The sequence below is a fragment of the Rahnella sikkimica genome, assembly GCF_002951615.1.
GTDB classification, from domain to species: domain Bacteria; phylum Pseudomonadota; class Gammaproteobacteria; order Enterobacterales; family Enterobacteriaceae; genus Rahnella; species Rahnella sikkimica.
On record NZ_CP019062.1, the window covers coordinates 3417635 to 3440045 of the forward strand.

Annotated in this window: 17 protein-coding genes; 11 read left to right on the top strand and 6 right to left on the bottom strand. The window is 49.7% G+C overall.

The window, feature by feature from the left end:
* Positions 1-161: 161 nt before the first annotated feature.
* Complete coding sequence (gene olsF, locus BV494_RS15840; RefSeq protein WP_104923713.1) at positions 162-1871, top strand: bifunctional ornithine lipid synthase OlsF; 1710 nt, start codon at positions 162-164, stop codon at positions 1869-1871.
* Between the two features lie 63 nt (positions 1872-1934).
* Here the strand turns inward: olsF and BV494_RS15845 are convergent, their stop codons facing one another.
* The 3 genes from BV494_RS15845 to BV494_RS15855 form a co-directional block, all read right to left on the bottom strand.
* On the bottom strand, positions 1935-2879 hold the full coding sequence (locus BV494_RS15845) for an FKBP-type peptidyl-prolyl cis-trans isomerase N-terminal domain-containing protein (protein WP_104923714.1): 945 nt from the start codon (positions 2877-2879) through the stop codon (positions 1935-1937).
* Positions 2880-3100: 221 nt separating this feature from the next.
* Positions 3101-4297, bottom strand: coding sequence for a serine hydrolase domain-containing protein (locus BV494_RS15850; protein ID WP_104923715.1), 1197 nt, complete (start codon positions 4295-4297; stop codon positions 3101-3103).
* A gap of 4 nt (positions 4298-4301) precedes the next feature.
* Positions 4302-5510: a BaiN/RdsA family NAD(P)/FAD-dependent oxidoreductase gene (locus tag BV494_RS15855; protein WP_104923716.1), complete on the bottom strand. Its 1209-nt coding sequence runs from the start codon at positions 5508-5510 to the stop codon at positions 4302-4304.
* Between the two features lie 321 nt (positions 5511-5831).
* Here BV494_RS15855 and pitA point away from each other — a divergent pair, with 321 nt between their 5' ends.
* Entirely contained in the window at positions 5832-7337 is a 1506-nt protein-coding gene (pitA, locus tag BV494_RS15860; protein WP_104923717.1) for an inorganic phosphate transporter PitA, read from the top strand.
* A 111-nt stretch (positions 7338-7448) separates the two neighbouring features.
* Here the strand turns inward: pitA and uspB are convergent, their stop codons facing one another.
* Positions 7449-7784 carry a universal stress protein UspB gene (gene uspB / locus BV494_RS15865; RefSeq protein WP_104923718.1) on the bottom strand — a complete coding sequence of 112 codons (336 nt, stop codon included), beginning with the start codon at positions 7782-7784 and terminating at the stop codon, positions 7449-7451.
* 336 nt (positions 7785-8120) lie between these two features.
* On the opposite strand from uspB, the gene uspA reads away from it, so the two are divergent.
* From uspA to BV494_RS15900, 7 genes are all read left to right on the top strand, one after another.
* Complete coding sequence (gene uspA, locus BV494_RS15870; RefSeq protein WP_104923719.1) at positions 8121-8561, top strand: universal stress protein UspA; 441 nt, start codon at positions 8121-8123, stop codon at positions 8559-8561.
* Positions 8562-8723: 162 nt separating this feature from the next.
* Positions 8724-9937, top strand: a protein-coding gene (locus BV494_RS15875) for an IS3 family transposase (RefSeq protein ID WP_104923720.1) whose coding sequence is annotated in 2 segments (ribosomal slippage) — positions 8724-9063 and positions 9063-9937 — 1215 coding nt in all. Because the reading frame shifts where the segments join, the coding sequence is not laid out codon by codon here.
* A 520-nt stretch (positions 9938-10457) separates the two neighbouring features.
* Entirely contained in the window at positions 10458-11183 is a 726-nt protein-coding gene (locus BV494_RS15880) for a hypothetical protein (protein WP_192938018.1), read from the top strand.
* 90 nt (positions 11184-11273) lie between these two features.
* Complete coding sequence (locus BV494_RS15885; protein WP_104923722.1) at positions 11274-11774, top strand: CS1 type fimbrial major subunit; 501 nt, start codon at positions 11274-11276, stop codon at positions 11772-11774.
* Positions 11775-11899: 125 nt separating this feature from the next.
* Positions 11900-14635: a TcfC E-set like domain-containing protein gene (locus BV494_RS15890; RefSeq protein ID WP_104923723.1), complete on the top strand. Its 2736-nt coding sequence runs from the start codon at positions 11900-11902 to the stop codon at positions 14633-14635.
* 3 nt (positions 14636-14638) lie between these two features.
* Positions 14639-15817 (top strand): CblD like pilus biogenesis initiator family protein, encoded by a 1179-nt coding sequence (locus BV494_RS15895; protein ID WP_104923724.1) that lies wholly within the window; start codon positions 14639-14641, stop codon positions 15815-15817.
* A 28-nt stretch (positions 15818-15845) separates the two neighbouring features.
* Positions 15846-16556: a fimbria/pilus periplasmic chaperone gene (locus BV494_RS15900; protein ID WP_104923725.1), complete on the top strand. Its 711-nt coding sequence runs from the start codon at positions 15846-15848 to the stop codon at positions 16554-16556.
* Between the two features lie 102 nt (positions 16557-16658).
* Here the strand turns inward: BV494_RS15900 and rsmJ are convergent, their stop codons facing one another.
* Both rsmJ and prlC read right to left on the bottom strand, forming a co-directional pair.
* Positions 16659-17405 (bottom strand): 16S rRNA (guanine(1516)-N(2))-methyltransferase RsmJ, encoded by a 747-nt coding sequence (rsmJ, locus tag BV494_RS15905; protein ID WP_104923726.1) that lies wholly within the window; start codon positions 17403-17405, stop codon positions 16659-16661.
* A gap of 9 nt (positions 17406-17414) precedes the next feature.
* Positions 17415-19478 carry an oligopeptidase A gene (gene prlC, locus BV494_RS15910; protein WP_104923727.1) on the bottom strand — a complete coding sequence of 688 codons (2064 nt, stop codon included), beginning with the start codon at positions 19476-19478 and terminating at the stop codon, positions 17415-17417.
* Positions 19479-19813: 335 nt separating this feature from the next.
* On the opposite strand from prlC, the gene BV494_RS15915 reads away from it, so the two are divergent.
* Both BV494_RS15915 and BV494_RS15920 read left to right on the top strand, forming a co-directional pair.
* The gene (locus BV494_RS15915; protein ID WP_104923728.1) at positions 19814-21145 is read left to right on the top strand and encodes a 6-phospho-beta-glucosidase; all 1332 of its coding nucleotides are present in this window, start codon (positions 19814-19816) and stop codon (positions 21143-21145) included.
* Positions 21142-22395 (top strand): PTS sugar transporter subunit IIC, encoded by a 1254-nt coding sequence (locus BV494_RS15920; protein WP_104923729.1) that lies wholly within the window; start codon positions 21142-21144, stop codon positions 22393-22395. The genes BV494_RS15915 and BV494_RS15920 overlap by 4 nt, the downstream gene beginning before the upstream one ends.
* The last annotated feature ends 16 nt before the right edge of the window (positions 22396-22411 follow it).

The window sequence follows — 22411 nt, forward strand, 5'->3', positions numbered from 1 at the left end:
CATCCCCTGAATTGTTAAGTATATCTACACACTATAGTCTGGCGCGGGCACTATACGGAAATAATTCAACGCCGAACAGGTTCCTTATTCTGTCATTTTGCTGACATATCACTGTCACACCGGCTGACTATGTTCAGAGGACTTCAACCGGAGGACATCCTATGTTCAGCATGGATACCCTGTTTCAGGATCTCGACCCGCAGCATAAAACCCCTTCCTGGCAACGCCGTCTCTTAAAAGCCCTGTTCCGCGAAAAAGAATTCCACCGTTTTGCTGAACAACATCAGCATCTGAAGGGCATTGATATGGCCGAACAGGTGCTTGAGCATTTTGATATTCGCTGCGAACTGACGGAACGCGATCGGGAGCAAATTCCAAGCTACGGGCCGGTCGTTATCGTCGCCAACCACCCGATCGGCACGCTCGACGGGCTGGCATTATTGCACGCGGTGGCCTCTGTTCGTCCTGACGTCAAAGTGGTGGCCAACCAGATCTTGTCTCTGGTTACGTCCCTCGGCAGCCTGATGATCCCGGTCGATAATATGGGCAACCGCACCCGCCGTAATCAGGTCACGCAGATGCAGGAACATCTGGCGAATCAGGGCGTGCTGATTGTGTTTCCGGCCGGTGAAGTGTCGCGCATGAGCTCGAAAGGTGTTCGCGACGGCAAATGGCACACCGGTTTTATCCGCCTCGCCGCCAAAGCGCGTGCGCCCGTGGTGCCGGTACATATCGGCGGCAGCAACAGCGCACTGTTTTATCTTAGCTCAATGATTTACCGCCCGCTCAGCACCTTATTGCTGGTTCACGAAATGTTCGGGCAACGCGGCAACAGCCTGACGCTGAAAATCGGCGCACGCATTCCTTATTCCAGCTGGCACGACGGGCAAATGACCGCAGGCGATCTGGCGGCGCGTTTCCGAAAACACGTTTATCGTCTTGGCAGCGGAAAGCCTGAGTTGTTTCATACGGAAACGTCCATTGCCCGCGCCGAAGACCGGGCCGTGCTGAAGCACGCACTGGAAGCCAGTGAAGTGCTGGGCAAAACGCCCGACGGCAAAATGATTTATCTCTATCGACGCCACGGCGAAGATTACGTCCCGATCCTGCGCGAACTGGGGCGACTGCGCGAAATTGCTTTCCGCGCCGTGGGTGAAGGCAGCGGTCGTCGCCGTGACCTCGACAGTTACGATGACGATTATTATCACCTGGTGTTATGGGATCCGCAGGCGCTGGAAATCGTCGGCGCTTACCGGTTTATCCCGACCGCCGAGCAGGTCGCCAGCAAAGGTCTGAACGGCATTTACAGCCAGAGTTTGTTCCAGTATGGCCACCAGATGGATCCGATTTTGGCGCAGGGCATTGAACTCGGGCGCAGCTTTATTCAGCCTGCTTACTGGGGCAAACGCAGTCTCGATTATTTATGGCTCGGCATCGGCGCATATCTGTCGAAATATCCGCAGACGCGTTACCTGTTTGGCCCGGTGTCAATCTCCGGCGGATTACCGCTGGCCGCGCGTGATTTACTGGTCGCCTTTTATCGCCTGTACTTCGCGCCCGCCCTGCCGCTGGCAACGTCGCGCCGCCCTTATCCGGCGTCGCTACCTGACGTGCTGGCACAGTTTTGCGGGGATGATTATCAGGAAGACTTGCAGCGCCTGAAACGTCTGCTGGCAAACCTCGGATGCAGTATTCCGGCGCTGTATAAGCAGTATTCAGAACTTTGCGAAACCGGCGGTGTGCAGTTCATCGATTTCGGCAGCGACCCGGAGTTCAATCACTGCATCGACGGGCTGGTGCTGGTCGATCTCAGCCAGCTGAAACCCTCAAAGTTCGAACGCTATATCGCCGTGCATCAGGCTGGTTTCTAAATTCGAAAGCAAAAAAAAGCGCCCCGGATACACAAAAAGGGGCGCTTTTCTTTTTAATGCGAATTACCGGGCTTTATTCACATCCACCACCGAAATGGTGTAAATAACAACAACGTTCGGCCCCTTATTATCCGCGTTTTCAACGGTGGAAGGCGGAATGACTACCTGAATCTCGCCGCCTTTGCGAATAAGCTTCACGCTGTCGCGCAGGACCGGCGGCATATTGGCCACGCGGAATATCTGATTAGCATTATCCACCTGCGGGCCATCAACAATTGTGCCGTCCACCAGTTTGCCCTGATAACTGACTTCAACCGTATCGGTATCCTTCAGCGCCTCGCCCTGACCTTTGTTTTTAACGAGATACAGCAGACCTTGTTTGCTTTTCTTCACGCCATCCTGTTTGGAGAAATCAGCCAGGAAGGCTTTATCTGCCGCACTTTTTTTATCGGCTTCCGCTTTCGTCAGAACTTTAACTTGTTCATCAAACGCCGTCAGCGTGGCATGAATGTCCTGATCGCTCATCTTCACCTGTTTATTAAACGTATCTGCGATACCCGCCAGCATGATGTTTTTATCCAGCGTGATGTGCAGCGCCTTCTGCTGTTGGATCTGATCTTCAATATAACGCGCCATCGCGACACCGCTGGCGTAAGCGCGTTTTTGCTCTTCGCTGTTTAAACTAAACTCGGGTTTCACCGGCGCTTTCGGTTCTTCTTTAACGGCAGGAGTGGCCGTGGCGGCCGATGTTGGTAACGTCGTCAGGGGTGCCGGGGTTTCAGTAACAGCAGGTGCCGGTACGGCAGCCTTATCAGACTCAGGCTTTTCGAGTTTTGCCGGAGCAGGTTCTGCAACAACGGCAGGTGCCGGTTTTTCAACGACTGCCGGGGAAGTTTCTGCGGTAACAGCAGGTGTCACAACCGGAACAGTGTCTTCTGCAACCGCTGCGCCAGAGAGCAACAGAATACCCGCAAGGCAGGCACCTTTTTTACGTGAAAGAGTAAACATAATCAGCCTTTAGAAGGTAGAGAGGACCCGATGGGCACAATAATTTTCCCGCAGGTTATATGATTTAGAGGAAAGAAATATCTGATTTAGCGCAAAACAGGCGAAGAATAAAAATAATGTCTATATAAAACAATGACTTTTTCTGAATTTCAATATGTAAATATACTCATTCAAATAAAGGGAGTCGATAACAAAAACCTAATACATTCATGTGGAAAATATCAATGACACTTTCCACGGTAATCATCCGCCATAGCCATCCTCAAAAGGAGATCATGGCCAATGTAATTACTCCAGTTAAAGGAGTTCTGTAAAACCACCACAGCATTCTGATGTTTTTTGTCAAAACCAATATAGCTGGAATAACCCCCGATATAGCCGACCTGATAGGTAATGGTCTGATTGTTAATATGATCGGTTACCCAGGCAATATTGGCCGCTTCGATATTTCGCTGAAAATACACCTTTTCCGTGGCGCTGATAGCCAGATTAAGATCGCCGTTTCTGGAACCATCAATATGAGCGCGCAGGTACTTGAGCAGATCATCGACATTGCTGTACAGGCTGGCAGCGGCCACCATGTTATTGGAGAAATGCCAGTCAGGCACCACTTCGCCACGTGGGATAAATTTCGGCTGATCGCCTGCATGCCCGATGGCACGGTAAGGATAGTCTTTCAGGCGCGTCGCATAAAAACTGGTGTTATTCATCTTCAGCGAACGGAAAATAAAATCATAAGACAGTTGCTGGATGTCTTCGCCGGTTTTCAGTTTGAGAATGTAGCCCAATAAAGCGTAGCCTAAATTGGAGTACTGCGGTTCCCGCTTCTCAGGCCTTTTAAACCCGGACAGATCGTTGACAACGGAATCGCTGTCCAGCTCATGATAGAAATTGTCGCCGGTGTAGAGATACCTGAGAAAGCTTTCCAGCATGTCTTTATTCATGTTTTGTCGTGGCAGACCGGAGGTGTGCGTCGCCAGTTGCAACAGCGTGATGTTTTTTGCGTCTTCGCTCAGCGGAGTGTTTTTCGGCAGCAACTCGGAAAGTTTATCGTCCCAGCGGAGTTGACCTTTATTGACCAGCCCGGCCACCACTTCTCCCGTCACGCCTTTACTGACAGAACCGAGAGCAAACAGGGTTTCTCCGTCGATTTTGTAGCGGTTCGTGGAATTGGTGTAGCCGAAGCCCCAGGTTCTGGCCTCGCCGTTATTTCTGATAATGCCTATCGCCAGGCCCGCGGCTTTCTCTTTATTCTGATACTGGCGAACGATGCCATTGACCATTTCATCGAGATCCTCCGTGCAGGCCAGCTTACGCACGGCATCGGGCTGTTCCTTCACCTGCATATCGGATAAGGTTCCGCAGGATGTCAGAAACAGGGGGAGCAAAATGAAGAAACAGTTAAATCCCCCTGTCATGTGGCTATTTCGCGCCTTTCGGTCGGGAAATCAAATCCTGCGCACACGCCCATGCCGAACTCCACGCCCACTGGAAATTGTATCCGCCCAGCCAGCCGGTCACGTCCACGACTTCCCCGATGAAATACAGTCCCGGCACTTTTGCCGCGGCCATGGTTTTGGAAGATAACTCTTTAGTATCAACACCGCCGAGCGTCACTTCCGCCGTGCGGTAGCCTTCGGTGCCGTTTGGCTGAACCTGCCAGTTTTGCAATTGCTCAACCAGTTCAGCCTGTTGCGGTACGTTCAATTGTTTGAGCGTAACGTCAGGCAACTGTCCGAGCGTTTGCTGGCATTCCACCAGACGCTTCGGTAACTGCATCGCCAGCGTATTTTTCAGGCTCTGGTTCGGGTGTTCCTGCCGCTGCGCGTTAAGAAACGCCGCCAGATCGACATCAGGCAGTAAGTTAACGCTCACAAACTCGCCAGGCTGCCAGTAGCTGGAAAGTTGCAGAACCGCCGGACCCGACATCCCGCGATGCGTAAACAGAATGCTTTCGCGGAATACGGTGCCATCCTGCGCGGTCAGCACAGCGGGCACGGAGACGCCGGAAAGCGTCTGCAAATGGTCGAGCAGCGGTTTGTGCAGCGTAAACGGCACCAGACCGGCGCGCGTCGGTAAAACTTTCAGGCCAAACTGTTCGGCCAGACGATAACCGAAAGGCGAAGCGCCCAGCCCAGGCATCGAAAGTCCGCCGCTGGCAATCACAAGTGAGTGAGTGCTCACAGTTGAGCCATTCACGCTGATAATAAAGCCATCTTCACTTTTCTCAACGTCTGAAATCTCGCTGCGCAGGCGCACATCGACATTCCCGAGCTCACATTCTTTATCCAGCAACGCCACAATTTGCGTCGCTGAATCATCACAGAAAAGCTGGCCGAGCGTTTTCTCGTGCCAGGCGATGTTGTAGCGGTTGACCAGATCAATGAAATCCCACTGGGTATAACGCGCCAGTGCGGATTTACAGAAATGCGGGTTTTCTGAAAGATAGGCCGCCGGTTCTGCATAAAGATTGGTGAAATTACAGCGACCGCCGCCTGACATCAGAATTTTTCGTCCGGTTTTTTTGCCATTATCCAGCAGCAGAACCCGGCAGCCACCCTGTCCGGCCTGCGCTGCACAGAACATGCCTGCCGCACCCGCACCAATGACTACCACATCAACCTGTTCCACTTTTGGCCTCTCTTTACGGAAATTTCAGCTACGTTTTAGACAGGGCTTACCCCTGTGCGAATGGGCTTTGACCGCATTGCGACGCGGATTGTAAGGGACAGACGCCCCTTAAACCAGTCAGGGAGGTGGTTTTCTGAACGTCGTAAGTAAATGTTTCAGAGCGTAAAGAGGGAATAACATTTTGATATTTAAAAATTTATTTGAAACAAACTCAAATATTGAACTGTTTTTAGTCAAAAAAATGTCATATTTTCCTTTTCCCATCACCCTGTTCTCGCAGATAATGCGCGGCGTTCATGACCACTAACTGGCGTAACAATTATGCTGCATCTATTTGCCGGGTTGGATATTCATACCGGTTCGTTATTGATTCTCGCGTTACTGTTTGTTCTGTTCTATGAAGCCATTAACGGTTTCCATGATACGGCCAACGCAGTAGCAACCGTCATATACACCCGGGCAATGCGTTCGCAATTAGCGGTCGTGATGGCAGGGGTATTTAACTTCTTTGGCGTCCTGCTCGGTGGTTTGAGCGTGGCCTATGCCATTGTCCATTTACTTCCAACCGATTTGTTGCTGAATGTAGGTTCCGCGCATGGCCTTGCCATGGTGTTCTCTATGTTACTGGCGGCGATCATCTGGAACCTCGGCACCTGGTATTTTGGTCTGCCGGCCTCCAGTTCTCATACCCTGATCGGCGCCATTATCGGCGTAGGTTTGACTAACGCGCTGATGACCCACACGTCGGTGGTTGATGCGTTAAACATCCCGAAAATGATCGGCATTTTCGCCTCACTGATTATCTCGCCGCTGGTGGGGATGATTATGGCGGGCACCATGATTTTCCTGTTGCGTCGCTACTGGAGCGGGAATAAGAAACATGCCCGTATCCACCTGACGCCTGCAGAACGTGAAAAGAAAGACGGCAAGAAGAAGCCGCCATTCTGGACCCGTATTGGCCTTATTCTGTCCGCTATCGGCGTGAGTTTCTCGCACGGTGCGAACGACGGTCAGAAAGGCATCGGCCTGATCATGCTGGTATTGATTGGCGTGGCACCGGCAGGTTTCGTGGTGAACATGAGCGCGACCGGTTACGACATTGCTCGCACCCGTGACGCCGTGACCCACCTCGGTCAGTACTATTCGCAGCATGTTGATGCGGTGCCGCACGTTGTGGCGCAGACGCCTCTGGTGCCTGCACCGGACGTGAATATCGCGCCTGTTGAAGAAACAAAAGTGTTCCATTGCGACAGCAGCCACGCGCTTGATGCGATTGGCCGCGCGCAAACACTGCTGACCAATCTTCAGTCTTACAGCGACCTGGCACCGGAAGAACGCAGCCATATGCGTCGTCTGCTGATGTGTGTTTCTGATACTGCCGATAAAGTCGCTAAGCTGCCGGAAACGTCAGCGGCGGATAAACGCTTCCTCGGCGAGCTGAAAACCGACATTCTGCAAACCGTTGAATATGCGCCTATCTGGATCATCATCGCGGTTGCACTGGCGCTTGCGCTGGGCACCATGATTGGCTGGAAGCGCGTGGCGACCACCATCGGTGAGAAGATTGGCAAGAAAGGCATGACCTACGCACAGGGCCTGTCTGCGCAGATGACAGCAGCGGTTTCAATTGGCGTGGCCAGTTACACCGGTATGCCTGTTTCCACCACGCACGTGTTGTCCTCCGCAGTGGCGGGCACCATGATTGTGGATGGCGGCGGCGTTCAGTCTAAAACCGTGAAAAACATCGCGATGGCATGGATTTTAACCCTGCCGGTGTCGATTGTTCTTTCCGGCGTGCTGTACTGGATTGCGCTGAAGCTTATCTGATAAACCTCTGCGTGCTCAGGCACGGAGGTAAAAAAGGCGGCCTTGTTCTGAGAACAGGTCGCCTTTTTTTATTCCCTTTTTCACACATTCCTCACAACGATTTCAGACGTTTTAGTACCAGATCAGCATCGCGATCATGCTCGTTAGTATCAATCCGACCAGTGCTGTCGTCAGGACAAACTGGCCACGAACTCGCTCACACCGGCGAATAAACTCAGGGTCGTGATGTTCAACATAGCGCTGAGCATAAATATAGCGAACCAGTCTTATTTGCTTGCTTGGCTGGCCGTGGGAAGTAAAGAATCCCCCGCCGTCCACATACTGATACAGCAACGGGTCACATCCCCGCAGCACCACCAGCAACCCGCGCAAAGACGAGTAATAACGCAGCATATTCACCACACACACAAAACATAAAGCCCAAAACAGCGCAACGGGACTGATCATGATTCCCCCTCAAGGCGAACTGACACCGCGCAATGCCGCCCAAAATCTGCTGCACACCCGACGTTTCGCCCTGCCTTTCCGCGATTTCACACCCCAGGCTAGATTCGCCCGCCCTCTTTTCTTATCACAGAAAAATGCTTTAGCAGGAGAAGCCTGCATTATTGAGTGTAGGAAACGAATCTGTAACTGTTCATATTATTTGTATCTATAGTTTGTCAGATTCGGAAATGGGATCCGTATGCTTGATTTCTTTAACCATTTTGGGGCTATACTTAACCCATAAGATTCGCATGATGCTGATATTGCTATTAACCGACTTATGGAAGGAGTTTTCTTATGGCTTACAAACACATCCTTATCGCTGTAGACCTGTCACCTGAGAGCAAGGTTTTGGTCGATAAAGCCGTCTCCATGGCGCGTCCGTACAACGCCAAGGTGTCCCTGATCCATGTCGACGTGAACTATTCAGACCTTTACACCGGCCTGATTGACGTGAACCTGGGCGATATGCAGAAACGTATTTCCGAAGAAACGCACCACGCGCTGAACGAGCTTTCGCAAAACGCCGGTTACCCGATTTCGGAAACCCTGAGCGGCAGCGGTGATTTAGCGCAGGTGCTGGTCGATGCCATCAATAAATACGGCGTAGATCTCGTGCTGTGTGGCCATCACCAGGATTTCTGGAGCAAGCTGATGTCCTCCGCGCGCCAGCTGATCAACACAGTCCATATCGACATGCTGATCGTGCCATTGCGTGACGAGGAAGAAGAAGCGTAAGACGTAACGTCTGCGCTTTGATAGGAGAGGTGCCAATAGCACCAACCCTTGTCAGTGAAGCTTTTGAAAAGGCCGTAACGTTATCCGTTATGGCCCTTTTTTTATCTGTGACCCGTCCTAAATAGCGTTGACACATTTAACTCGTATACTGAGGAAAATGTGATGAACCAATATGTTAAACGCACTCAACGCGATTACCCTCTATCCTTTAAATTGACCGTTGTCCAACAGGTCGAAAAAGGTGAAATGACTTACCGTCAGGCGCAAGACCGCTACGGTATTCAAGGCCGTTCTACTGTCTTGAAGTGGCTACGCAAATACGGTCAACTCGACTGGCTTTCCCCCTCTCCTGCAAGAACGTGTGGAGTTAACATGCCTAAAATGCCTCTTACTCCCGAGCAGCGAATCAAAGAACTCGAACAGCAACTTGCTGAATCAGAAGTTAAAGCTCAATTTTTTGAAGCGGTTGTGAAGGTAATGAACACGGAGTTCGGAGCCAATCTGTCAAAAAAGCAGTGGGCTACATTATCACGCAAGCACAAGCGCCGGGACTCACAGTAACGCGCGCGTGCCGGTTCATGGGGATTAGCCGACAAGCGTGGTATCAGTCTTTGCAACGTGAGCGTACGCGAGAAATACAGGCCAAAAATATCATTGAACAAGTGACTACTATCCGGTTGCAACAGCCCAGGTTGGGAACACGTAAGTTGCATTACTTATTGCGACAGCAACCCGAACCTGCGCCGCACGTTGGCCGGGATCGCCTCTTCCAGATATTACGTTGCTCGCGGTTACTGGTAATGCCTAAACGGGCTTACCACAAAACGACAAATAGCCATCATCGTTTTTACCGTCACCCTAACTTACTGAAGTCAGGGGAAAATCAGGTTGTTGCCAGCCAGCCGGAGCAGGTATGGGTAGCGGATATTACCTACCTTCCAGTGCGTAATGGAACGGCATATGTCAGTCTGGTGACCGATGCCTGGTCGAGAAAAATAGTGGGATACCATGTGCACGAGAGTCTCCATGCGCATCATGTCGTCAGGGCATTTAAGATGGCGCTGAATAACAGGCGTACAAGCTCACCGCTGGTGCATCACTCGGATCGCGGCGTCCAGTACTGCTCCGCAAAATATCAGGAATTACATGAACGACATGGCGTTATCTGCTCAATGACAGATGGATATGACTGTTATCAGAATGCATTGGCAGAACGCGTAAATGGTATTTTAAAAATGGAATATCTGCTCGTTAAGCCGGAAGATATCGTGCAGGCAAGAAAGATGGTCATGGCGTCGGTGGAAATCTACAACACCCGGCGTCCCCATCTGTCATTAAAATACAAAACGCCCGATGAAGTTCATCGGGCGTTTTAAGGCTGAAAAGTGTCAACCTATATCAGGACTAGTCACTGCATCAGTCCATTTTTGAACAAATGTGGTCTTGGTCATGTCTCTAAGTTTTTTTAAATATTCCAACATTTCTCCCACAAGAAAAATACAAACATTTAAAATACATGCTAAAAAATCATATAAGTAATCTCAATGAATAAAAACTAATAAATCGATAATTGTTATATTAGATTAGAAATTGATCTAATGTGATTATTAATGGAAAATTGAAAACACACAGCCATTTTAAATATTGAAACAACCCCACTTCACCAATAACAAAAAATATAATTAAAACAGCGGCTTGTTAAATCAAACAATGTCCAAAAATGGACACTTCGTTTTTTTATAGTTGCATTTTAATCTTGCCAATATATTATCCCCTCAACGAAAAAAGATATAAACGCATGTTTGCCGTCGGGCACTGAAGGCCATTTTTAAATCCATATATACAGAACAGGTTATCTACTTAACTACATAACAATGAGGGTAACCAGGGAGAAATATGCAATTCTCAGTAAAATCATCCATACGTAGTGCCTGTGGAGTGCTTTTTTTGTCGCTATTAACAGGCGTGGCTTCAGCGGCAATAAGTGTTTACCCCATTCACGTAACGGTTAATAAGCAAGGTTCTGCGCAGATTAAGGTCATGTCAGCTTCTTCAAAAATGGATTTTGTGAAGGTGACCGTGAAGGCTATTGATAATCCGGGGACAAAAGAAGAGAAAGAACGGGAACTTGTTGCCGGTGAAAATTTGGTATTGACACCGGCTAAGTTTGCCCTGAGTACCGGTAGCGTGAGAATTGTCAGAATGGTCAATATCGTTTCGCCAGAAATTGAAAAGGCTTATCGTGTCTATTTTGAGTCCGTCGATAACCTGGATGAAAGCATTCTGGGCGATGAAACAAAAAATAATATTGGCGTGAACATTATGTGGGGTGCGCTGGTGATTGTTCCGCCTTTACAGCCCCATGAAGACATTTATTATCTGCCAACTGAACATCAGTTAGTCAATAACGGCAATGTACACATCACATTAAAAGAAGTTGGACTATGTAAATCCAAAAATGAAAGTGAAGACTGCCAATGGTCAGAAAATAAAAGCACAATTTATCCGCAGCAGAAACTGACACTGAATAATCCCGGTGCATCATCAATATCGTCTGAAGATAAAGTGAAAATAAAATACATTTCAAGTATTAGTCAAACCATGCAGGAACGAACGTTATAACCCGCGTGGCACTACCAGCATTACTTCGATAAGTAATAACAACAGGGTGATAGTTTTTACTCAGTAACCAATCACATTAAGGATCTTTAAATGAATTTTGCAATGAAAATTGTGGCAGTCGCGGTTATGGGTTTTTCTCTGAATGCTATGGCTATTCAGAAAGATATTACGGTAAACGCAAACGTTGATCCTTCACTGGACATGACCTTGAGCGATGCTCAGCAATTGCCAGAGTCTGTGAACATGCAGTACATTCCAGGTAACGGCCTCGCGCCTTATGCTATGCAGGCTAAAATCTGGTCTAACGCTTACAGCGACGTTAATATTGCGCTGGTTAATAATGTTTTACTTTATGACCGTGCTGGCAGTGCTACCACCGTGCCTTTAACCATTTCCTACGGCGGTACAGCACTGACGACCACCAATACAAAACTGCTTAAAACCGTGTTATTCCCTGGCGGTGCAACCACTATAGCTCAGGGTTCTATTGCTCAAGAGCTCAAATTCTCCCAGACAACTCCAGGAATTTTACCGGCAGGTAATTACACTGGCGTTGTGAGCATTGTATTAACTCAGGCTACCTCTGCCTGAGAATTAAAATAATTTTAATATCAATAATAACCATTGCCGGGATAAATTACGGCAACGGTTATTATTACTTCTGAACTCATTACTCTCTTATAGTGATCCGTTCCTTTGCCTCAGAGATAGTCCCCATGGAAATAAAACAAATAAATATCTTTTTTGGCGCTCTGTTTTTATTACCTGTCTCATACCCTCTGATGGCATCGATAACAGTTCCCGCTGGTTTTGAAGAATTAGTGACCGGGCAAAAAATATTTCTTGATGTTTATTTTCTTGGTCAATCCGTTGGTATGTATGAAGCCAACGTGAATTTTGAAACAATACAATTTTTAAATCCTGTCGAGGTTTTAAAAGCGCTGAATCTTCCTTTGCAACCTTCCGATGCACGCTATCAGGAACTTTTAAAAAAATTATCTTCTCCACTGCCTCGCCTCGGTAATTTATCTTGCTCCAGCAATAACGGCGCATCGGGGTGTGGATACATAAACAGCAAAGATATTGACCTCATATATGATGAAAATGAATCTAAGGTGAACATTTTTGTTGATCAAAAAATAATTCCTAATTCAAACGAAAAAGAAATTTATTTCAGCCCCAGCACGCAAACAGAGAATGCTTTCATCCATCAGCAATTACTGAATGTTGTGGGAGATGAAGACTATAAATCCTTGTCATTACAAGGCTCAGGGGCGTTAGGTCTTCTCACTGACGGCTATATTGGCTTTGACTGGTCCCTGACCTCTTATACCAGTGATAATAGCGATTCAAAAAATATTAATGTCGATGATATCTACTATCGTTATAGCCTCGGTAATCGCCATTATGTTCAGGCCGGGCGGATGGATGCCCGTGATTTATCAGGCAACCTGGGCGGTAATATTAACTTCACCATGCTACCACTGGGCGCTATTTCAGGTGCCCGTGTAGGCACGTCACTGAGTTATCTGAATCAGGCTGAAGCAGGTAAAGGCTCGCCCATTACGGTCCTTCTTTCGGCAAAGTCGCGGGTAGACGCTTATCGTGGGAACCAGCTGTTAGGGACATTTTATCTCCCTAATGGTTCGAATACCCTTGATACCGGCAACTTCCCTACGGGGAGCTATCTGGTCACGCTAAAAATTTATGAAGATAACAACCTGGTTCGCACCGAAGATCAGCCGTTTACCCGCAGTGGCGGTGTCGGCGATGGCACTCTTCAGTGGTTCCTGCAATTCGGGCAAACGGCGGATCGTCAGATCTTTTCATCTGGAGATGATCATTCTGCCGACACGCCAACGCATCCGGTGGTGCAGGTCGGGTTTAAAGCCCCGTTGCCGAAAAACTTCGTGGCGACAGCGGGCATAGCAAACGTTGCATCGAGTGATTACGCGGAAGGCGGTATGGAGTGGGATCATACTTTTGCATCCGGCTTTATTGATGGCAATTTGTCATTGCAAGGCAACTACTTCTATGGGGATGACGGCTCGCGGGGAAATGTCCAACAGGTCAGCTACAACGATGGTTTTTCTTTGAGTTTTTATCGCAATGATGCCCAGGCCAGTAGCTGTTCCGGTGGCGATAATGACATTGATGATTACGTAGATATTGGCTGTTACACCTCAATGACCACCAACTTTTCTGTGCCCGTCACAGGTTGGACGGTATCACTCGCCTGGACGTATAACAAAACGACGCGTGTCAGCGACTATTACGATCCATCCACTCCCTTTGAAGATAACATGATCCGTAATACCGAGGATGATAGCTCCAGCAACACTTATCAGGTGAGCCTCAACCGGTCAGATTCGTTCAAAGGTGTGATGTTAAGCTCCCGCGTCGGCGGCTACAAACGCATCAGTAATGACGGCAATAATGATGACAATGGTATCTATGTCGGTTTTACACTCAGCCGCAATAACAGTGCAATCCGCACTCAGCCCCATTCAAACTCCACACTCAGTGCCGATTACCGCACAAGTAAAAACAGTGATGATCAGCTGATTTATACCGCAGGCAAAAACTGGGATTGGGGTGAAAATAATGATCGGGAAGTTGGTATCGATATAGGCGGAACAAACACCGACTATGTTAACGGCTCTGTGCACGGCAAGATAAATGGTCAGTATGGCGATGCAGGCGTAACCCTGTCAGACAGCTACGACAATCAGGAAAACAAACATAACACCTCTGTCAGCGGCACATGGAACTCTTCGCTTGCGATTGCGCGTTCGGGTATGTACTGGGGACCGGGTGGCAACGGTATACCGTCAGCTGCCGTCGCCGTAAAAATTGCTGACGGTGCAGATGGTGAAGAGCAGGATGCAAAAGTGAACGTCTCGGTTGATGGCGGTGGTTTTGCTGAAATGCCTTCCGGTTCACAGGCATTATTCCCGGTCTCTGGATTCACCATGAGCCAGATGTCAGTTGAAGAAAGCGAGTTGGCGAAAAACGGCAGTGCAGCCGTGATCACCAACGGGGCGGGTAAACAAAGTCTGTTTATGTTGCCGGGTAAGTTGAAAGTCCGCGACGTTAAAATGGAATCTCACTATACGTTTGCCGGCAGAATGTTCACCCATGACGGAAAATCGCTTCCTTACGGCGTCGTGCTTAATGCCAGCATGTACGCTTCCACCGCCGACGGGAGTTTTACCGCTGAAATGAACAAAAAAGCCGATATTCTTTATCTGCTCAGCGAACGCCAAATGTATCAGTGCAAAGTCAACGTGAAAGCCAAACGTGATGTTATTCGCTTTGTTGGTGACACAGCGTGTGAAATAACCACCCTGGCAGCCCTACCAGAAGAATTACAAAATATCGCCCAGCTTCATGGGCTCCGTGATAAAAATGCGACAAATAACATTGCAGCAAATATGGCCGGGGAAGAATAAGGTATGAATAAGGCAAAAAATAAACTCATCACTTTGATGTTCATCATTTCCCCACTGGTTTTTTCGCAATATGCCCGAGCCGATGTTGAACAACCCACAGGAAGAGATACTCAGATTACGGAGTATTTCGATAAGCAATCGATTCCTACTCAGGTTGATATATGGACAGATGAAAGTGCTGGGCATGACTCATCAAATTCTGCTAAGTGGGAACACAATACGCTAGTTTGTAAATCCTCTTCTGATCCTAAGAATGGACAATGTAACACGGGACCTGACACCAGCGGAACGTCGGGTGTTCAGTCCATTCCTTTAATCTTCACAGAAAAACGCAGCCAGCTAAAAGTGGCGATTAATGTTTCAGCTTACCATAATCTAACATGGTCGACTTTTCCTTGTTCCAATTCACGGCAGCTTTATATTTATACATCTATAAGTTCATACTGCGAAGTAGAAGGAAGTCCACAGGCCGATGGAACCATGTTCACTGCTTACCTTACACAAAGTGAAATCAAAAAATTGCCCGTTGGGGGCGTGTGGGAAGCCAAGTTGCAAACGTTGTTGACCCAATGGAGTCCGAGAGCAACGTTGGCTAACTGGAATGCAACGATCACATTTAATATGAGTGACAATGCTAACCAGGCAATTTATTTCCCCGGCTTTGGTGAAGGCCAGGGAAAAGATGCTGCGCCACATGTTGATTTGAATTTACGCCCCCTACCCGGTGGCGATCGTCAGGTGCTGGGCAAACTAAGCGGCAGTACTTCGCTGGACATGTGTTTATACGATGGCTACGGCTCTAACAGCCGCCAGTTTCAGGTGCAGTTTTCAGAACCGCCAGAATATCCCGCAAACCCTGCGGGAAGAAATCCTGGGCAATTCTCTGTCTATAACGACATTAGCGATCGCAGCAAGAAGGCAGACCGTCTGGATTACGGCGTAAAAATGTATTTCCCGGAAAGTAACAGTTTTCAGGATGTGGTGAACGGCGAAATCTACACATTGCCCAATATCAATACGGATGATATCCGTGCCGTTCGGCTGGCAAGCAATATTCCAAACCCCGTATTGTGCGTGCCTACACCGCTGCAAATTAATACACCGGCGTTTAATATCGTTGAGAAAAATAACGGGCACTATACCGGCAAGATCCGGGTGATATTCACCCCGAGCTTGTGGTAATAACCGTGACTGTTAAAGGTAAAAACAGATGAACATTCTGAACCAAGCAGTGATGGCGACTCTTTTTATTTCAATCTCAACGCCGGCCTGGTCAAATATTGACGTCTCCCCGATGAGCGCGATTGTTACCCCACAAGGCGTGACGCTTATCACGGTCACTTCGAAGGCGGAAGGTATCCGTTACATTCAAACGGGACTCAAACAGGTCCTTAATCCGGCGACAAAGCAGGAAAAAGAATCCGAAGAAAGTATCAGCAACAGTGAGGGTGTGATCGTCTCCCCCTCAAAATTCGTTCTGGCTGCGGGACAAAAACACAATATTCGTCTGGTGACGATGAATTTACCCGCCACAGAAAAAGTGTATCGCTTATATATTGAATCCTTACCCGCTAAAGAGGGCGAAGCCCGCGTTGATACTGAAAAATTGAAAACGGAAGTCGGCATTGATTTAGTCTGGGGTGTGGTGATTCATGTCCCCCCGTCAAAACCGCTTATACGATTATCTTTAGACAGTGCAGCTAATCAGATCACTAACGAAGGAAATTTCCATTTAAAAATTTCCAGAATAGGTTTTTGCACTGACAGTAATAAAGATGAGACGTGTGACTGGGCTAATGTGAATAAAAATCTTTATCCCTCGCAAAAGCTGGATATCCCGAAAAATAAAAAAACAGGGAAAATTAAAATAGATTATTTTAACGAATACGAAAATGCCTCAGCCAAGCTCGTATTAAATTAATCAGACGGGTATTGAATGCGTGGGTAAAAACCTCAGCTAAAACAAAAAAACCGGAATTCACGAAGGTGCATTCCGGTTTTTCAGGTTTAAAAAAGCAGATTTTTACAGCGGCGTATAAATATCAAACCGGTGGCTTTTGGTCACCACAGCGGCCTGCGCAGCGATATCCGCCATCGGTGGCGCGTAGTCCGGGCGTTTCACTACAATCCGTTTGGTCGCTAACCGGCGCGCCGGTTCCAGCAGACCATCGGCATCTTCATCCGGGCCTACCAGCCCCTGAAACACACGCATCTCTTTCTTCACCAGCGCACTTTTCTGTTTGTGCGGATACATCGGGTCGAGATACACCACTTCCGGTTTTGGCGAAAGCTCAGAGAGCGCCGTCAGGCTTGAGGCGTGTAACAGCGTCATGCGTTCACGCAGCCACGGGCCTATTTCTGCATCGCGATAACCACGCGCCAGCCCGTCGTCGAGCAACGCCGCCACCACCGGATTGCGTTCCAGCATCCGCACTTTGCAACCCAGAGACGCCAGCACAAACGCATCACGGCCCAGACCGGCGGTGGCATCGACGACATCCGGCAGATAACTGCCTTTGATACCGACCGCTTTTGCTACCGCTTCACCGCGCCCGCCGCCGAATTTACGGCGATGCGCCATCGTGCCACCGACGAAATCGACAAAAATGGCACCGAGTTTTGGCTCGTCGCGTTTGCGTAATTCCAGACGCTCAGGCGTCAGCACCAGCGCCATGACGGCGTCCGGATCAGACGTCAGATTCCAGCGCTGCGCCAGAACAGATAAGGCGCCTTCATCGGCGCCTTCTTCACAGAGTAAACACACACTCACAGGCAGAAATTATCCTTTGATACCGTAATGGCGCAGCATAGCATCCAGCTGCGGCTCACGCCCGCGGAAGCGTTTGAACAACTCCATCGGCTCTTCGGAGCCGCCGCGCGACAGGATATTATCGAGGAACGACTGCCCGGTTTCGCGGTTGAAAATCCCCTCTTCTTCGAAGCGCGAATACGCATCGGCAGAGAGCACTTCCGCCCACAGATAGCTGTAGTAACCGGCTGCATAACCGCCTGCGAAAATATGGCTGAACGCGTGCGGGAAACGGCCCCAGGCTGGAGACGGCACAACCGCAACCTGCTTCTTGATTTCTGCCAGCGTTTGCAGAATTTGCGCGCCTTTCGCCGGGTCATATTCCGCGTGCATCCGGAAATCGAACAGCCCGAATTCGAGCTGACGCAGAATAAACAGCGCCGCCTGATAGTTCTTCGCGGCCAGCATCTTATCCAGCATCTCTTTCGGCAGCGGTTCGCCGGTTTCGAAATGCCCGGAGATAAACGCCAGCGCGTCCGGCTCCCAGCACCAGTTTTCCATAAACTGGCTTGGCAGTTCGACGGCATCCCACGGCACACCGGCGATCCCGGCCACTCCTGGGGTGTCGATGCGGGTCAGCATATGATGCAAACCGTGGCCGAATTCGTGGAACAGCGTGGTGACTTCGTTGTGCGTGAACAGCGCCGGTTTATTGCCGACCGGGCCATTGAAGTTACAGGTCAGGTACGCGACCGGTTTTTGCAGTTCGCCGTCGGCTTTACGCATGCTGCCGACGTAATCGTTCATCCATGCACCGCCGCGTTTGTGTTCGCGGGCGTACAGGTCGAGATAGAAACTGCCGCGCAGATCGCCGGATTCATCGAACAAATCGAAGAAGCGCACATCTTTGTGCCAGGTTTCCACGTCTTTGCGTTCTTTGGCGGTGATGCCGTAAATGCGTTTCACCACTTCGAACAGCCCTTCCAGCGCGCGCTGTTCAGGGAAATACGGACGCAGTTGCTCGTCATTGATGGAGAACAAATGCTGTTTCTGTTTTTCGCCGTAGAACGGCAAATCCCAGGCTTCCATTTCATCCACGCCAAAATGTTCTTTGGCGAAAGCGCGAAGCTGCGCCAGTTCACGTTCGCCCTGCGGGCGGGCACGCGTCGCCAGACCGCTCAGGAAATCAATTACCTGTTTCGGGCTTTCGGCCATTTTGGTAGCCAGCGACATATCAGCGTAGGAATCAAAGCCCAGCAGTTGCGCCAGTTCGTGACGCAGCGACAGAATTTCTGCCATCACTTCACTGTTGTCCCACTTACCGGCATTCGGGCCCTGATCGGACGCACGGGTGCCAAACGCGCGGTACATTTCTTCGCGCAGCGCACGGTTTTCGCCGTAGGTAATCACCGGCAGATAGCTCGGGATATCCAGCGTCAGCAGCCAGCCGTCCTGTTCTTTCGATTCGGCCAGCGCTTTCGCCGCCGCCAGTGCGCTTTCCGGCAGGCCTTTCAATTCAGCCTCGTCGGTGATCAGCTTGCTCCAGCCCATCGTGGCGTCGAGCACGTTGTTGCTGTACGTCGAACCCAGCTCGGACAGACGTGCGGAAATTTCGCCGTAACGTTTTTGTTTTTCGACCGGTAAACCGATGCCGGATAACTCGAAATCACGCAGCGCGTTATCAATCGCTTTTTTCTGCGCAACGGAGAGCGTATTGAAATGCTCGCTGTCTTTTAAATCGCGGTAAGCCTGATACAAACCGGCGTGCTGCCCGGTCCAGGTACTGAACTCGGATAAAATCGGCAGACATTGCTCATACGCTTCACGCAGTTCCGGGCTGTTTTTCACGGCATTCAGATGCCCGACCGGCGACCAGATACGGCTCAGGCGATCGTCGCTTTCCGCCAGCGGCTGGCACAGATTTTCCCAGGTATAAGGCGCGCCCTGCGCCACTACGCGTTCAATCGCCTGGCGGCTTTCTTCGATCGCAGATTTCATCGCAGGGACGATATGTTCAGGTTGGATCGCAGAGAAAGGCGGCAGGGAGAACGGTTTTAAGAGCGGATTGTTCGACGCGTTTTGCTGTTCAGTCATAGGGCCAGTCCTTCGTTAATTCGGGTGGGTTTGATGCGCCTGAGGCGCACCACGCCGTGAATTCGGGTCGTCTTAAAGATGACGTAACTTCTAACATGCGGTCAAGTTACGGGGAAATCAATGGATCCGGCGAATTTGTCCCGCCAGAAGAAGTTATTCACCCTATCAATCACTCCCATCTGAAACATCACTCTCATTTTGGATCTGCCTCGCACTTTTCAGCATTCATTCTGCCTGCCGGATAAACCTTATTTACAGCAGGGTTAATCGTGTTATTTTTCATCTGGCATATGCCAGTTAAGAAAATCCAAAACACATCAGGGAAAGAGAGAAAGATGAAAAAACTCAAGGTTGTCACGCTGGGCGGCGGGTCAAGTTACACGCCGGAACTGATTGAAGGCTTTATACGTCGCTACGATGAATTACCGGTCACCGATTACTGGCTGGTGGATATCGACGCGGGAGCGGAGAAGCTGAAAATTGTCGGGGAACTGGCAAAACGCATGGTGAAGAAATCAGGATTACCGATGACGGTTCACCTCACAACCCACCGCAATGAAGCGCTGTTTGACGCGGATTTCGTCACCACGCAATTGCGCGTCGGCCAGCAGGAGGCGCGCATTCACGATGAAGCCATTCCGCTGAAATACGGCGTTCTCGGGCAGGAAACCACCGGCGCGGGCGGCTTTATGAAAGCGCAGCGCACCATTCCCGTCCTGCTGGATTTATGTCGCGATATGGAAAGGCTTTGCCCGGAGGCGTGGCTGATCAATTTCACCAATCCCGCCGGGATTGTCACCGAAGCCATCGGAAAATATTCGCCCATCAAAACGCTGGGGATTTGCAGCGGCGCGAACAACATGATGATGGATATTGCGGGCGTTTACGGCGTTGAGCGCCGCGATGTTTACGCCAGAGTCATGGGGCTGAATCACCTGATATTTGCCGATCAGATTGCGGTACAAGGCCAGGATGTCACCGCCGAATTTATTGAAAAACTGGCGAAAAGCGCGGGCGGCAGTTCTTTAAAAAACATCCCGGATATCGGTTTGCCGCCTGATTTTATCCGCGCGCTCGGCCTGTTCCCGCTCTCTTACCTGAAATACTTTTATCTCAGCCGGGAAATGGTGGAACACAGCCTTCAGGACAGCAAAGCGCACGGCACACGCGGCGAGCAGACCCGCGAAATAGAGCGGCAGCTCTTTGAGATTTATAAAAATCCTCAGCTTGAGTCCAAACCGAAAGAGCTGGAAAGCCGAGGTGGTGCGTACTACTCGGAAACGGCCTGCTCCATCATCAGCTCAATCTATAACGACAAGAAAGAAATCCACGTCGTGAATACGCCGAACCGCGGCGCAACGCGCGATCTGGACGATGAAAGCGTTGTGGAAACCAACGCCATGATTGACCGTCAGGGCGCGCATCCGCTGGCCTATGGCCGCCTGCCGGTGAAAATACGCGGCCTGATCCAGAGCGTGAAAGCGTTTGAAGAGCTCACCATAGAGGCCGCCGTCACCGGCGATTATTCCACGGCGTTAATGGCACTGTCGGTGCATCCGTTGATCCCGTCCGTGGATATCGCCGGGAAGATCCTCGATGAATATCTGGCGGTCAACCGGCCATTCTTACCGCAATATAAATTTGGCAAAGCGGGGGAAATAGCATGATGAAATTTTTGGAATCCCGCGTGGTGCCCTGTCTGGTAAAAGTCGGCGAAAACGTGATTCTGGTTGCCGTCAGAAACGGCATCACGCTCACGTTGCCGTTTATTATTGCCGGCAGCGTGTTTTTAATTATTGCCAACCTGCCTATTCCCGGCTGGACGGAATATCTCGGCACCTTTGGCACGGCGCTGAATGTGCCGGTTATCGTCACCTTCGGCATTATTGGTTTAATCGCCGCGATAGGTATCAGTTACAACCTGGCGAAGCATTATAAACTCGACGGGCTGACGTGCAGCGGCATTACCGTCGCCGTTTTTCTGATGGCACAGCTTGATGATAATTATCTGCTGAACGTCGATAACCTCGGCGCGTCGGGGTTATTTTCCGCCATTATCCTGTCAGTGCTGACCGTTTATATCATCCGCTTTTTCATTGAGCATAAAATCTATATCCGGCTGCCGGAAAACGTGCCGCCTGCAGTGTTGCAGTCGTTTGTCAGCGTGATCCCGGCGTTTGTCTGTCTGGCACTGGTCTGGTTTGTCAGGGTGATTTTGCACTTTGATATCAACGCATTCTTCACGCTGATCCTCAGCCCGCTGGTGATGGGTCTGGGAACATTGCCCGGCATGTTGATTCTGGTGTTTCTGATTTCCCTGCTTTGGTGCTGCGGAATACACGGCACCAACGTGTTATCTGGTATTACCGCGCCGATCTTCCTGAAATTCATCGTCGAAAATACGCAGGCTTATCTCAGTCATCAGCCAATCCCGCATATCTTTGCTGAAGGGTTTTATAACTTCTTCATCTGTACCGGCGGATCAGGCGCGACGATGGGTTTAGTTCTGGCGATGATGGTTTCCAAAAGCCGTTATTACAAATCGCTGGGCAGAATGGCGTTTGCGCCGTCCCTGTTTTGTATTAACGAGCCGGTCATTTTCGGTGTGCCGATGGTTTTCAATCCGCTGATGATGTTGCCGTTAATCGTCACGCCGATGTTGCTGTGTACGATGTCTTATTTCCTGATGGAATTTAATATCATTGGCCGCCCTGTTTTGCAGATCCCCTGGACCATGCCGCCGTTCCTTAATGCGTATTTTGCCACCGGCGGAAATATTCCTGCTGCAATCTGGTCAGGCGTCATGATTATTATTTCGACAATCATTTATTATCCTTTTTTCCGCTTGCTGGAAAAGAAACAACTGGCGGCCGAACTCGCCGAAATCCCGGCAAACGCGCCGCAGGTCAGTGCATAAATTTTCTCAAAGGGAG